The following is a 12,976-nucleotide window of genomic DNA, read 5'->3' as shown; positions in this document are numbered from 1 at the left end:
GGGCACACATCCGCACCCGCATCCCGCATCCCGCATCCCGCATCCCGCACACGACCGTACGAGGAGAGCAGATGACCCTTCTGAAACGAGCGAGTCGGCGCCGCTCACCGGCACTCGGCCTGTTGGCCGCGACCGCTCTGATGGTGACCGGCACCGCCTCGGCCGTGCCCGCGGCCGGGACCGGAGCGGATGTCCGCGCCAGCACTCTGGGGGCTCAGGCGGCCCAGTCCGGGCGGTACTTCGGGACCGCGGTGGCCGCCGGCAAGCTCGGCGACACCACCTACACGAACATCCTCAACCGTGAGTTCAACTCGGTGACCCCCGAGAACGAGCTGAAGTGGGACACCACCGAGCGCACCCGCGGTTCGTTCGACTTCGCTTCCGGCGACCGCATCGCCAGTCAGGCCTCGTCGCACGGACAGCGCCTGCGCGGCCACACCCTGGTGTGGCACTCCCAACTGCCCAGCTGGGTCAGCTCGATCACCGACGCGAACACGCTGCGCAGCGTGATGAACAACCACATCAGCACTGTGGCGAACCACTACAAGGGCAAGGTCTACGCCTGGGACGTCGTCAACGAGGCGTTCGCCGACGGCGGGAGCGGCACGCACCGTGCCTCGGTGTTCCAGAACCTGCTGGGCGACGGCTTCATCGAACAGGCCTTCCGCACCGCGCGGACGGCCGACCCGGCGGCCAAGCTCTGTTACAACGACTACAACATCGAGAACTGGAGCGCCGCGAAGACGCAGGGCGTCTACCGCATGGTGCGTGACTTCAAGGCGCGCGGGGTGCCCATCGACTGCGTCGGCTTCCAGGCGCACTTCGGCACCGGCGGCCCGCCGTCGAACTTCCAGACCACACTGTCGAGCTTCGCGGCGCTCGGAGTGGACGTACAGATCACCGAACTCGACATCGCGCAGGCGCCGTCGGCCGCGTACACGAACACCGTCCGGGCCTGCATGAACGTGGCGCGCTGCACCGGCATCACGGTGTGGGGCATCCGCGACAGCGACTCCTGGCGCAGTGGGGAGAACCCGCTGCTGTTCGACGGCAACGGCAACAAGAAGGCGGCCTTCCAGGCGACGCTGACCGCGCTCGGCGGCAGCGCGGCCACGGTGGCGGCGCAGCCCACGAACACCCGCTCGGCCGCCTCGGCGGCAGCACTGCCCGCCAGCTTCAAGTGGAGTTCCAGTGCCGCGCTGATCGGGCCGAAACCGGACGCCACCCACAACATCGCGGCGCTCAAGGACCCGTCGGTCGTCTACTACAACGGCAAGTACCACGTGTTCGCCAGCACGGCGAGCGCCTCCGGCTACAACCTCGTGTACCTGAGCTTCACCGACTGGTCGCAGGCGGGCTCGGCCACCCACTACTACCTGGACCGCACCGCGATCGGCACCGGGTACCGGGCCGCGCCCCAGGTCTTCTACAACGCGCCCCAGAAGCTGTGGTACCTCGTCTACCAGACCGGCAACGCCTCGTACTCCACCAACTCCGACATCAGCAACCCGGGCGGGTGGAGCGCGCCCCGCAACTTCTACTCCGCGATGCCGGACATCATCAAGCAGAACATCGGCACCGGCTACTGGGTCGACATGTGGGTGATCTGCGACAGCGCCAACTGCTACCTGTTCTCCTCCGACGACAACGGCCACCTCTACCGCTCGCAGACGACCGTCGGCCAGTTCCCGAACGGCTTCACCAACACCGTCATCGTGGCCCAGGACTCCAACAAGTACGCCCTGTGGGAAGCGAGCAACATCTACAAGGTGCAGGGCAGCAACCAGTATCTGATGCTCGTCGAGGCGATCGGCTCGGACGGGAGGCGCTGGTTCCGTTCCTGGACCGCCGGCAGCCTCACCGGCTCGTGGACGGCGCTGGCCGCCTCCGAGAGCAACCCGTTCGCCCGGGCCAACAACACCACCTTCCCGGCCGGAGCCTGGACCAAGGACATCAGTCACGGCGAGATGATCCGCGCGGGCTACGACCAGACACTGACCATCCCCGGCTGCAAACTCCAGTACCTGTACCAGGGGATGAACCCCAGTGCGACCGGCGACTACAACACCCTGCCGTGGCGCCTCGGACTGCTCACCCAGACCAACTCACCCTGCTGAACGGCTGATTGTCCCGATGAGGTGAGCCGGGGTGCCGGGTCCTACGACCCGGCACCCCGGCTCACCTCGCGCTCGCGCAGGCCGCCCGGGTCGACGACCTCGCGGATGAGCCGCAGTTCGGTCCCGTCGGGCAGACGGGTCTCGGGGGCGCCGGTCGCGTCGAGCGCGAAGCCGGTGTTCGCGTGCACCTCGTCCGCGGTGACGCCGGGATGCAGTGAGCGCACGCGCAGCCGTCCGTCGTCCCCGTAGTCGAGGACCGCGAGGTTGGTGATCACCACGCCGAGGTCGTGGAATCTGAGCCCCTTGCCGCCGCGCGCACGGTCGTTGCCCACACCGCAGACCACGTCGACCTTCTCGACGAAGACCTTCGGGGTGTGCCGGGCCACCCAGTAGTCGGTGCGGTGGTTGGCCGTGTTGCCCGGGGCGCCGCGCACGCCGATGAGCTGGCGCGTGGGACGGCGCCAGTCGCCGATGAGGGAGATGTTCTGGTTGCCGTAGCGGTCGATCTGGCTGGCGCCCATCATGCTCTGCCGACGGCCACTGGCGACGATGTCGAAGACCCGCCGGTACGGCACCCAGCCCTCGACGACGCCCCCGTCCGCTGCGGTCCGGCCGAGCGGTGGCGGATCACTCATGAAATAGGCCTCGCCGTCGGTCAGCACCAGGTCCGGGCTGGTCGTCAGACGGGCGAGGCGTGCTCCGATCGAGGGCAGCACACCGGCCGTGTGCGCGAGCACCTCACCGGCATCGCGCCACGCGTCGGCGCAGGCCGCGGCGCACACCTCGGCCCGGGTGATCTCCGTCATCGGCCCTCCTCCTGTCCGTCGCGGTTGGCGTGGAACTCCGCCACCGCCTCCTGGTACGCCCGCTCGTCGCCGTCGAGGAACGTCTTGCGGAACAGCCGCCAGGAGTCCGCGTCCCGCGCCGCCGACGCGTAGTGCGCCTGGAAGGCCTCGTCCCGCCCGTAGTCGGGATCGCAGGAGGTGAAGTGCGCGCCACGAGGTGCCTCGATCACCCCGTTGACGAAGAGGCGGCTGATCAGCAGTGACTGCGCGGGCCCGGCGGCGAGCAGGTCGGCCGGCTCCACGATGCGCTCGGTGCTCACATAGCAGCGGTCGGCCGCCATCGCGAACAGGTCGTCGAAGTACGGGTCCGGGCCCAGGTACTGGGCGTTGCCCGCCCGGTCGGCCCGGTTGACGTGCACCAGGGCCGCATCGAGCCGCAGGGCCCGCATCGCGACGTACTCCTCGTCGTCGTACGGGGAGGCGATCGTCACCAGGTCCGGGTTCATCGTGAGGACGTCGGAGCCCAGGCCCGCGCGGGTCGGCAGGAAGGACAGACGGCTCGCGGCGGCCCGCAGGCCGGTGACGAACATGCCCTCGTCGTACTCGGCGGTCTCCACTCCGCCCCGCTCCCGTACCGCGCGGAAGTGCGGGTCGAGGGCGATGCTGTCCAGCGACACGAAGCCGTAGACGAGCTTGCGCACCTTTCCCGCCGCGCACAGCAGCCCCACGTCCGGGCCGCCGAACGTGACGACGGTCAGGTCACGCACGTCGGAACGCAGAAGCCGGCGCACGAGTGCCATCGGTTTGCGTCGCGATCCCCACCCGCCGATTCCGATCGTCATGCCCGACTCGACGGTGCCGGCGAAGTCCTCCAGGGACATCGACTTGTCACCCATGGACCGATCCCTCCCACGCTCTCACCCTTACGGAGTCTTACCTATCAAACACTTGTTAGGTTACGTTGGCCAGACCGACAACCCCTCGGAAGCCGGGCCCGGGGATTCGTCCCCGCCCCGGCGAGCGGCGCGAGAAGGAGACCCGGCATGAGCGCCCCCATCGCCCCCGTCCATCCCGCCCTGCACACCGCGCTGTGCGACCTGGTCGGCGTCCGCCACCCCATCGTGCAGACCGGCATGGGGTATGTGTCCGGCCCCGAGCTGACGGCGGCCACCGCGGCGGCCGGCGCGCTCGGCATCCTGGCCAGTGCGACGCTCTCCCTCGACGAGACCCGGGACGCCATCCGGGCCGTCCGGGAACGCACCGACGCGCCGTTCGGCGTGAACATGCGGGGCGACTCGCCCGACGTCCTGGAACGCGGTGACCTGTTGGTGCGAGAGGGCGTGAAGATCGCGTCCTTCGCGCTCGCGCCCCACGAGCGCGTCATACGCAAACTCAAGGACTCCGGGCTGGTCGTCATCCCGTCCGTCGGCGCCCGCCGCCACGCCGAGAAGGTCCAGGCGTGGGGCGTGGACGCGGTCGTCGTGCAGGGCAGCGAGGGCGGCGGCCACACAGGGGGCGTACCCACCTCGATCCTGCTCCCGCAGGTCGTGGACGCCGTAGACATCCCGGTGATCGCGGCAGGCGGATTCCGCGACGGGCGGGGGCTGGTGGCGGCGCTCGCCCAGGGTGCCGTGGGCATCGCCATGGGCACGCGGTTCCTGCTGACCAGCGACAGCACCGTACGCGACTCGGTCAAGGCCGAGTATCTGAGGCGGGGCGTCACCGACACCGTCGTCACCCCGGTCCTCGACGGCATCCCCCAGCGCGTACTGCGCACCGAGGCGGTGGAACGGCTGCTGCGGGAACGGGCGCCCGCGCGGCTCGTCCGTTCCCTGCGCCACGCCGTCACGTTCCGGAAGACCTCCGGCACCTCGTGGTCCGACCTGGTCCGCGAGGGACTGGCGATGCGCCGCAGCCACGAACTGGGCTGGTCCCAGGTCGTGATGGCGGCCAACACCCCGATGATGCTCCGCGCCGGCATGGTCGACGGCCGGACGGACCTGGGCACCCTCGCCTCCGGCCAGGTCACCGGCGTGATCGACGACCTGCCCAGCTGCGCCGAACTCGTCGAACGCATCGTCGCGGAGGCCGACGCCGTCCTCACCCGGCTGACCACCGCCGGAGCGAAACGGTGACCGGTGACCACGGTCGGCCGCGCCTCGGTCCGGCCCTCGCCGCAGGGCGCGACACAGGGAGAGAGCCCATGGGCACGGAAATCATCAGGGCCGCTGTCGACGAGCGCGGCATCGCCGAGGTCGTCGTCGACTGCCCGCCGGTCAACGCCCTGCCGGTGGCGGGCTGGTACCAACTGGCGGCGACGGTCGAACGGCTCGGCCGCGACCCTGACGTGCGGGTGGTGGTGCTGCGTGCCGAGGGCCGCGGTTTCAACGCGGGCGTGGACGTCAAGGAGTTGCAGGCCGACACCGGCCACACCGCCGTCATCGGGGTGAACCGGGGCTGCTTCGCCGCCTTCGCCGCGGTCTACGACTGCGCGGTGCCGGTCGTCACCGCGGTCCAGGGGTTCTGCCTGGGCGGCGGGATCGGTCTGGTCGGCAACTCGGACGTGATCGTCGCGGCGGAGGACGCCTACTTCGGGCTGCCGGAGGTGGACCGGGGCGCGCTGGGCGCCGCGACGCACCTGTCACGTCTCGTCCCGCAGCACAGGGCCAGGGCGATGATGTACACCTGCGCCACCGCGTCCGCCGCCGAACTGCACGCCTTCGGTTCGGTGTTCGACGTCGTCCCCGTCGACCGGCTGCGGGACCGGGCCCTGGAGGTCGCCGCCGGCATCGCAGGGAAGAACCCGACGGTGATCCGCGCCGCCAAGGAGGCCTTCAACGGCATCGACCTGTGGGACGTCAAGCGCAGTTACCGCTATGAACAGGGCTTCACCTTCGAGATCAACCTGTCGGGCGTCGCCGCCGAGGTCCGCGACACCTTCGGCGACCGTACGGACGGGGAGAGGTGAGCGGTGGATCTGACCTGGAGTGCCGAGGAGGAGGCGTTCCGCCAGGAGGCACGGGCGTGGCTCGCGGCGAACGTCCCGGCGAACCCGCTGCCGTCCGGTGACACCCGTGCGGGGTTCGCCGCCCATCTGGAGTGGGAGCGCGCCCTGTTCGAGGCCCGCTGGTCGGTCGTGTCCTGGCCCGAGGCGTACGGCGGCCGGGACGCGTCGCTGTGGCAGTGGCTGGTCTTCGAGGACGAGTACCACCGGGCCGGAGCACCCGCCCGGGTCACGCAGAACGGCATCTTCCTGCTGGCCCCGACCGTCTTCGCGTTCGGCACGGAGGAGCAGCAGCGACGCATCCTGCCGCGGATGGCCGCCGCCGAGGACCTGTGGGCGCAGGGCTGGTCCGAGCCCGGCGCGGGCAGCGACCTCGCCGCGATCCGCAGCCGAGCGGTCCGTGACGAGGGAGCCGGTGGCTGGCGGCTGACCGGCCAGAAGACCTGGACGACCCGCGGCGCCTTCTGCACACACCTGTTCGGCCTCTTCCGTACGGACCCGGAGGCGGAGCGCCACCGTGGTCTCACCTACTTCCTCGTTCCGCTGGACGCGCCCGGCGTCACGGTCCGCGGTTTCGAACGCCTCGACGGCGACGAGGGGTTCGCCGAGGTCTTCCTCGACGACGTCCTCGTGCCCGACGCCGACGTACTCGGCGGAGTCGGCGAGGGCTGGCGGGTGGCCATGGCCACGACCGGATCCGAGCGCGGACTGACGCTGCGCTCCCCCGGCCGCTTCCTGCACACCGCCGACCGGCTGCTCGACCTGGCGCGGGCGAAGGGACCGGGGGCCCACCGGGACCGGGTCGTGCAGTCGTGGATCGAGGCCCAGGCCTACGAGTTGTTCACCCTGGAACAGGTCACCTCGATCGTCGAGGGGCGGCAGGTCGGCGCCGAGTCCAGCCTGAACAAGCTTTTCTGGTCCCAGCTCGACATCGCCCTGCACGAGACGGCCGCCGAACTGCTCGGCCCCGAGGCAGAGGTCGACGGGCCGTGGAGCCGAGGTTTCCTCTTCTCCCTGGCGGGCCCCATCTACGCCGGGACCAACGAGATCCAGCGCAACATCGTCGCCGAGCGGCTGCTCGGCCTGCCGAGGAGGTGACCGGAAGCGATGCGCTTCGCCGTAACCGAACAGGACACGGCTCTCGCCGAGGCCGCCGGTGAGGTGCTGGCCAAGCAGGCCGGCGCCGAACAGATCCGGGCCGGATGGCCGGGTGGCCGCACCGAGAGCGTCGACGCCGTGTGGCGCACGCTGGCCGGGGTCGGTGTCACCGGCGCCCTGGTACCCGAGAACGCCGATGCCCTCACCCTCGGCCCCAGCCCCGGCCCCGGTCTCGGTCTCGGTCTCGACGAGAACGCGCTCCCACCCCTGATGGAGATGCTCGGCCGCAGCGGCCTGCCGGTGCCCGCCGCCGAGATCGTGGCCGTCGGCGCGCCCCTGCTCGCCGCCGCGGGCGCCCCTCAACTCCCCTCCGTACTAGAGGGATCGGCGCTGCTCACCGTGTCCCTCGCCCCCGATGCCCCGGTGCCCTTCGGCGCACGCGCCGATCTGATCGCCGTACCCCACGGTGACGGGCTGCGCCTGTACTCGCGCGAGGAGGTGGAGACCGAACCGGTCGACTCGGTGGACTGCTCCCGGCGGCTGGCCCGGGTCCACGCTCCGGCGGGCGGCGGGCTGTTGCTGGCCGAGGGCCCCGCCGAACTGGCCGCCGCGTACGGACGCGGGGTACTGGCCACTGCCGCCCTGTTGCTCGGGCTCGCCGGGCGGATGCTCGAACTGACCCTGGCCCATGTACGGGAGCGGCACCAGTTCGGCGTACCGGTCGGCTCGTTCCAGGCGGTCAAACACGCCCTGGCCGATGTGGAGTTGGCCGTGCGGTTCGCCCGGCCGGCGGTCCTCGCGGCGGGCTGGGCGCAGGCGGCCGGAGATCCGGAGACCGCCGTACGGACATCGATGGCCAAGGTGCTCGCCTCGGAAGCCGCCCGGAAGGCGGCCCGTACGGCGATCCAGTGCCACGGCGCCATGGGCTACACCACCGAGTACGACCTCCATCTGTACGCCAAACGGGCCTGGGCCCTGGCCGCGGACTGGGGCGGACCCGCGCAGCACCGGGAGTTCATCGCGCGGCGGCTGGGCCTCGCCGGAGGCAGGACCGTGCAGGAAGCGACAGAGGAGAGCAGGGCGAACGGCGGCGCGGCTGCCGGGCCGGGCATCGTCAGCGAAGGGGCGGGCACGTGAGCGGAATCTGTCGGGACCGGGTCGTCGTCGTCACCGGAGGGGGGCAGGGACTGGGGCGCGAGCATGCCCTCGCGCTGGCGGCGGAGGGGGCCCGGGTCGTGGTCAACGACCTGGGCGAGTCCGCCAAAGCGGTGGCCGAGGAGATCGGGGCGGCAGGCGGCACCGCTGTCGCCGACCTGGGCGACGTCAGCGACTGGGGGTACGCGGAGCGGCTCATAGGGCGGGCCGTCGACGAGTTCGGCGGGCTGCACGCGCTGGTGAACAACGCGGGCATCAATCGCGACCGGATGCTGGTCTCCATGACCGAGGCGGACTGGGACCTGGTCCTGAGGGTCGACCTCAAGGGGCACGCTGCGCCGCTGCGGCACGCTGCCGCCTACTGGCGGGAGCAGAGCAAGCAGGGCCGGCCGGTCGAGGCCCGGATCGTCAACACCAGCTCCGGCGCGGGGCTGATGGGCAGTGTCGGCCAGGGAAACTACGGCGCCGCGAAGGCTGGCATCGCGGCGCTCACCGTGATCGCCGCCGCCGAACTCGCCCGGTACGGCGTCACCGTGAACGCGATAGCGCCCTCCGCCCGCACCCCGATGACCGAGGCGGTCGAGGCCTTCGCCGAGAAGATGCGCGCACCGGAGTCCGGCTTCGACGCCCCGCACCCGGGCAACGTGTCGCCCCTGGTGGTGTGGCTGGCCTCGGCCGGCTCCGGCGACGTCACCGGCCGCGTCTTCGAGGCCGAGGGCGGCACGATCGGCCTCGCCGACGGCTGGCAGCACGGACCTCTGCGGGTACGCGACCGCCGCTGGACCCCCGACGAGATCGGCCCGGCGGTACGCGGACTGCTCACCGAAGCGCCCTCGCCGGCGCCCGTCTACGGCGCCTGAGCGCGGACTGCGGATAAACGGCCCGGCACTCAGGCACCGGGCCGTCCGTCCGCGTGCGCGGGGGCTGGTGCGCGCGAGGACTTCGGCCCGGCTCCTCCCGCGGCGCCCGGCGGACCCGAAGCTGCACCCCGCACGGTCGGCCGGCGGCGGCCTGGTGGCTGGGCGGCTGAGTGGCTCGGCCACCCAGCCACCGAACCACCCAGTCACCCAGTCACCCAGTCACCCAGTCAGGGTCACGCGGCGCATCGGCGCACCCGACAGCGTGGCCCGGGGCGGCGGGCAACGTCAGCGGCCGGTGCGGATCAGCCCTGTCAGGTAGCGCCACAGCGAGGAGCGCTGCCTGGCCGCCGGGTCCGGCAGCTCCGTCTCGGCGGACTGCGTCGCCGGGTCGTACGCCAACCGTCGCTCGGGCACCGGGGCGAGTTCGTACCGGACAGGCAGCGACCGCAGGCCGCGCATGAACGGCGAGGATCGCCAAGGCAGTTGATCGACGGGAAGGGCGAGGTCCAGGTGCGAGAACCGCTCGAACAGCCGACCCACCCCGACCGACGCGACCGTCGACGCCAGCTCGCGCGCCGGGCACTGGCGTGGGCCCGCGCCCCAGGACAGGTGTGCCCGGGTGCTGACCGTGGTGCTCGGGCACATGTTCTCGGCGAAGAGAGGGTCGGCGTGGGCCGCCGCCGAGGAGACCCACACCGGATCGCCGGCGCGGATCGTGTAGTTGCCCAGCACCGTGTCCCTGGCCGCGAAACGGGGCACGAAGTTGACGAGCGGCGGCTTGCGCATGACCACCCGGTTCATGGTCTCCCTGACCATCCCGGCGGACAGGCTGGCCCGCACGCCACCCTCGCCCGAGATGACCTCGACCACCGTGTTGGACACGAGGATGCCGACGTGGTCGGAGGTCATGCCCAGCAGCATGAACAGTTCGCGGGCCAGTTCGTCGAGCGAGAGTCCGGGGTGCGCGGCTATCAGGTACGACGGGAAGTCGTCCCCGGGCTCGTCCATTTTCACCGCCGCCAGTTCGGCCAGTGTCGCCAGCAGTCGCTCCAGGGCGGGCTCCGCGTCCGGGCCCGCGTCCAGGACCCGCCACATGTCCATCAGCGCGTCGTCACCCTGCGAACCCGGGAAGCCGAGCAGACGACTGGCCACCATCAGCGGCAGGGGCCGGGAGAACTGGGCGGACAGATCCGCCAGACCGGTGCTGCCGCCCTGGCCCATCAGGCTGATCAGTTCGTCGGCGTATTCGGTGACGGCCCTCTTCAGCCGCCGTGCCTGGGGGTGCCCGGGATCCTGGAACGGTTTCAGCGCCACGTCCCACGCCGCCCGCAACGGCCGGTATCCGGGGCCGCCCTGGATCAGCACATGGTTGACTTCCAGGGACGGTCCGAGCGGCCAGTCGGCGGGTACGCGGCCCTCCGAGCGGGCCCGCCAGTTCTCCAGACCCTTCGGCCACCCCTCGTCGTCCTGGAGGACCTGGAGCGACTCCTGGTAGCCCAGGACCAGCCAGGCGGGTACGCCCAGCAGGTCGACCGGTGCGACCTGGCCGTGCCGCTGCCGCAGCCGTTCGTACACGAGCGCGGGACGCGTCTCGTAGTCCCTGGTCAGCAGCGGTTCAGGGCTCAACTCTTCTAACCGTGTGCCGCCCAGGTCCACGGATCCGCCGTCGCCCCACTGGGATTTCATCGTCGCGCCGCCCCTCCACCACTCCCTGTACCGGCCTACGTTCAGCTGGTAGTTGGAAACGGTGGGGACCCTACCGCAGGGCGTACGGCAGAGTAACAACCGGGGCACAACTCACAGTTGAGGACCCGGTGAAGGCGGCATCCACATCGCCGCCGCGAGGCCTCCACACGGCCTTCACGCGAGGGGTGGTCAGGCCGCCGTGTATCCGAGTTGGCGCCTCATGTAGGGGGTCATGAGGGTCTTGGCCTTGGCCAGGGTGGCGGTGCGGCCACCGAGGACAGCTGTCTCGCCGCCGGGCACGGGCACCATGGTCACCCCGTCGGAGGGGCCGAACGGCACGACGAGCGGGGTGCGGTGGATCGGGCGGTAGAAGCGCGGCTGCCTGCGGTGCCTGCCCGAACCCTGAAGGTACGCACGGATGTTGTGGAAGGCGAGGTCCGCCTGGGCGAGCGCGACGGGGGTGATCTTGAGTTCGCTGACGTCGTTCACGTCGCCGACCGCGAACACGTCCGGCCACCCCTCGACCCGGAGCGTCCGGTCGACCTTCACATGTCCGGAGGCGTTCAGCCAGTCGCTGTGTCCGGCCATGCGCAGCCAGAACGTGTTGGGGGTGGTGCCCGTGGCCCAGTAGGAGCGGTCGGCCTCGATGACGTTGCCCCGGGCGTCGCGATAGGTGCCGAAGTCGTTGCCGGGCGACATGAAGGAGTCGAGCCGGACCTCGACGTCGTGCGCCTCCAGCCAGGAGCGGGCCCTGTTCCCGGCGCGTTCGCTGCCCGTGGCGTGGAGCAGCGCCGACCCGGAGTGGGCGAGGGTGACCCGGGCGTCCGGCCGGGCCAGACGGATCTCGGCGCTGAGTTCGACGCCGGAGGGCCCGCCGCCGACCACGAGGACATGTTCCGCGGCGGCGATGTTCCGCTGGTGCCCGGCGAACGACCTGGCCGCCTCCTCGACGGTGGTGCCGGTGAAGCGCGCCGGTTCCGGGTAGTCGGCGCCGGTGGCGATCACCACCGCGTCGTACGGGAGCCGCTCCCCCGAGGCCAGCACCACCTGACGCTCGGCGGTGTCGACGCGGACCGCCTTGCCCACGGCCACCCGGCCGTTGCTCAGCAGCCGGTCGTAGGGAATGAACGGGGCGACCGTCCACTCGGGGTGAACGCCTGCGCGCAGGGAGGCGATACGGTGGAAGAAGACCTCCTTGCGGTCCACCAGCGTGACGTTCGCCGTCTCGTCCAGTCGTTTCGCCAGTCGCACGCCGGCATAGCCGCCGCCTATCACTACTACGTCGCCGTCACGCACACCGAGTCTCCTGTGCCTGTGGGGGGAGCGAGCACCGGGGCGTGTGGGCGCCGTCGGCCGCTCGACTGCCGTCGAGCCTAGCGCTTGAAACTTAAAGAGCCGAAGAACTTCGGTGTGCATTCTGTGAAGCGACGGCGCGGATACTCGGCCGCGGCCCGCGCCCCATGTCGCCCACCCGACCGGTCGCCCGAGGGACTCGACCGGGGCGAAGAGGGCTGCCTTGGCCGGGTGCCGGTCACCATCACCCCTTGATCCGGCGTAAGTATGGTGATCCCGTGAAGGCACTGTTGTTGCCCGGCGAGCAGAAAGGTTCCCCCAGGTGAGCTCCAGGATCCAGCCGACCGCCCAGGTCGACGAGACGGCCACGATCGGCGACGGGACGACGGTCTGGGATCTGGCCCAGATACGGGAGGACGCCCGGCTGGGCAGCGGGTGCATCGTGGGCCGGGGAGCCTATGTCGGTCCGGGGGTGCGGATCGGCGACAACGTGAAGCTCCAGAACTACGCGCTGGTCTACGAGCCCGCGGTGCTCGGCGACGGGGTGTTCGTCGGCCCTGCGGCGGTATTCACCAACGACTACTTTCCCCGCTCGGTGGACCCGGAGGGCAGGTTGAAACGCGGCGGCGACTGGGAGGCCGTGGCGGTGGTCGTCGGCGAGGGCGCGTCAGTGGGGGCCCGCTCGGTGTGCGTGGCACCGGTGCGCATCGGACGCTGGGCGCTGGTCGCCGCCGGCGCCGTGGTGACCCGGGACGTGCCGGACTTCGCGCTCGTGGCCGGTGTCCCCGCCCGCCGGATCGGCTGGGTCGGCCGGGCCGGCGTACGGCTTGCCGAGCGGGAAGGCGAGCCGGGCGTATGGGAGTGCCCCGAGACGGGCGCGCTGTTCGAGGAGAAGAACGGCGAACTCGTCGAGCACGCGTAACTTCCACGTCCCACAAAACGCAAATCTTCGAACATCTACAGGCATAACATGTGTGC

Annotated in this window: 11 protein-coding genes; 7 read left to right on the top strand and 4 right to left on the bottom strand. The window is 71.0% G+C overall.

All coding sequences use genetic code 11. The features are described 5' to 3' along the window. Positions 1 to 71 precede the first annotated feature (71 nt). A complete protein-coding gene (locus tag OG595_RS38735) occupies positions 72 to 2,117 on the top strand; it encodes a non-reducing end alpha-L-arabinofuranosidase family hydrolase (RefSeq protein WP_329280476.1) in 2,046 nt (681 codons plus the stop codon). 41 nt (positions 2,118 to 2,158) lie between these two features. Here OG595_RS38735 and OG595_RS38730 read toward each other — a convergent pair whose 3' ends face one another. Both OG595_RS38730 and OG595_RS38725 read right to left on the bottom strand, forming a co-directional pair. Further along, positions 2,159 to 2,923 (bottom strand): CoA-transferase subunit beta, encoded by a 765-nt coding sequence (locus tag OG595_RS38730; protein WP_329280474.1) that lies wholly within the window; start codon positions 2,921 to 2,923, stop codon positions 2,159 to 2,161. Beyond that, positions 2,920 to 3,798, bottom strand: coding sequence for a CoA transferase subunit A (locus OG595_RS38725; RefSeq protein WP_329280472.1), 879 nt, complete (start codon positions 3,796 to 3,798; stop codon positions 2,920 to 2,922). Before OG595_RS38725 ends, OG595_RS38730 begins: the two co-directional genes overlap by 4 nt. 147 nt (positions 3,799 to 3,945) lie before the next feature. On the opposite strand from OG595_RS38725, the gene OG595_RS38720 reads away from it, so the two are divergent. The 5 genes from OG595_RS38720 to OG595_RS38700 all read left to right on the top strand — a co-directional run bounded on the left by OG595_RS38720 (position 3,946) and on the right by OG595_RS38700 (position 9,019). Then, positions 3,946 to 5,037, top strand: a complete 1,092-nt coding sequence (locus tag OG595_RS38720; RefSeq protein ID WP_329280470.1) for an NAD(P)H-dependent flavin oxidoreductase — start codon at positions 3,946 to 3,948, stop codon at positions 5,035 to 5,037. 68 nt (positions 5,038 to 5,105) lie between these two features. Beyond that, positions 5,106 to 5,870: an enoyl-CoA hydratase family protein gene (locus OG595_RS38715; RefSeq protein ID WP_329280468.1), complete on the top strand. Its 765-nt coding sequence runs from the start codon at positions 5,106 to 5,108 to the stop codon at positions 5,868 to 5,870. A gap of 3 nt (positions 5,871 to 5,873) precedes the next feature. After that, positions 5,874 to 7,004, top strand: a complete 1,131-nt coding sequence (locus OG595_RS38710; RefSeq protein WP_329280466.1) for an acyl-CoA dehydrogenase family protein — start codon at positions 5,874 to 5,876, stop codon at positions 7,002 to 7,004. Between the two features lie 9 nt (positions 7,005 to 7,013). Then, a complete protein-coding gene (locus tag OG595_RS38705) occupies positions 7,014 to 8,141 on the top strand; it encodes an acyl-CoA dehydrogenase family protein (protein ID WP_329280465.1) in 1,128 nt (375 codons plus the stop codon). Further along, positions 8,138 to 9,019 carry an SDR family oxidoreductase gene (locus tag OG595_RS38700; RefSeq protein WP_329280464.1) on the top strand — a complete coding sequence of 294 codons (882 nt, stop codon included), beginning with the start codon at positions 8,138 to 8,140 and terminating at the stop codon, positions 9,017 to 9,019. Before OG595_RS38705 ends, OG595_RS38700 begins: the two co-directional genes overlap by 4 nt. 285 nt (positions 9,020 to 9,304) lie before the next feature. Here the strand turns inward: OG595_RS38700 and OG595_RS38695 are convergent, their stop codons facing one another. After that, positions 9,305 to 10,705 carry a cytochrome P450 gene (locus OG595_RS38695; protein WP_329280463.1) on the bottom strand — a complete coding sequence of 467 codons (1,401 nt, stop codon included), beginning with the start codon at positions 10,703 to 10,705 and terminating at the stop codon, positions 9,305 to 9,307. Positions 10,706 to 10,894: 189 nt separating this feature from the next. Beyond that, positions 10,895 to 12,001: an NAD(P)/FAD-dependent oxidoreductase gene (locus OG595_RS38690; RefSeq protein ID WP_329280461.1), complete on the bottom strand. Its 1,107-nt coding sequence runs from the start codon at positions 11,999 to 12,001 to the stop codon at positions 10,895 to 10,897. A 319-nt stretch (positions 12,002 to 12,320) separates the two neighbouring features. On the opposite strand from OG595_RS38690, the gene OG595_RS38685 reads away from it, so the two are divergent. Next, a complete protein-coding gene (locus tag OG595_RS38685; RefSeq protein WP_329280460.1) occupies positions 12,321 to 12,920 on the top strand; it encodes an acyltransferase in 600 nt (199 codons plus the stop codon). Positions 12,921 to 12,976: the final 56 nt, after the last annotated feature.

Source organism: Streptomyces sp. NBC_01451 (genome assembly GCF_036227485.1).
Taxonomy (GTDB): domain Bacteria; phylum Actinomycetota; class Actinomycetes; order Streptomycetales; family Streptomycetaceae; genus Streptomyces.
This window is presented reverse-complemented; position numbering and strand designations above follow the sequence as displayed.

Coding starts and splice junctions, on each gene's coding strand:
- OG595_RS38735 (WP_329280476.1), top strand. CDS start 72: ATGACCCTTCTGAAACGAGCGAGTCGGCGCCGCTCACCGGCACTCGGC.
- OG595_RS38730 (WP_329280474.1), bottom strand. CDS start 2,923: ATGACGGAGATCACCCGGGCCGAGGTGTGCGCCGCGGCCTGCGCCGAC.
- OG595_RS38725 (WP_329280472.1), bottom strand. CDS start 3,798: ATGGGTGACAAGTCGATGTCCCTGGAGGACTTCGCCGGCACCGTCGAG.
- OG595_RS38720 (WP_329280470.1), top strand. CDS start 3,946: ATGAGCGCCCCCATCGCCCCCGTCCATCCCGCCCTGCACACCGCGCTG.
- OG595_RS38715 (WP_329280468.1), top strand. CDS start 5,106: ATGGGCACGGAAATCATCAGGGCCGCTGTCGACGAGCGCGGCATCGCC.
- OG595_RS38705 (WP_329280465.1), top strand. CDS start 7,014: ATGCGCTTCGCCGTAACCGAACAGGACACGGCTCTCGCCGAGGCCGCC.
- OG595_RS38695 (WP_329280463.1), bottom strand. CDS start 10,705: ATGAAATCCCAGTGGGGCGACGGCGGATCCGTGGACCTGGGCGGCACA.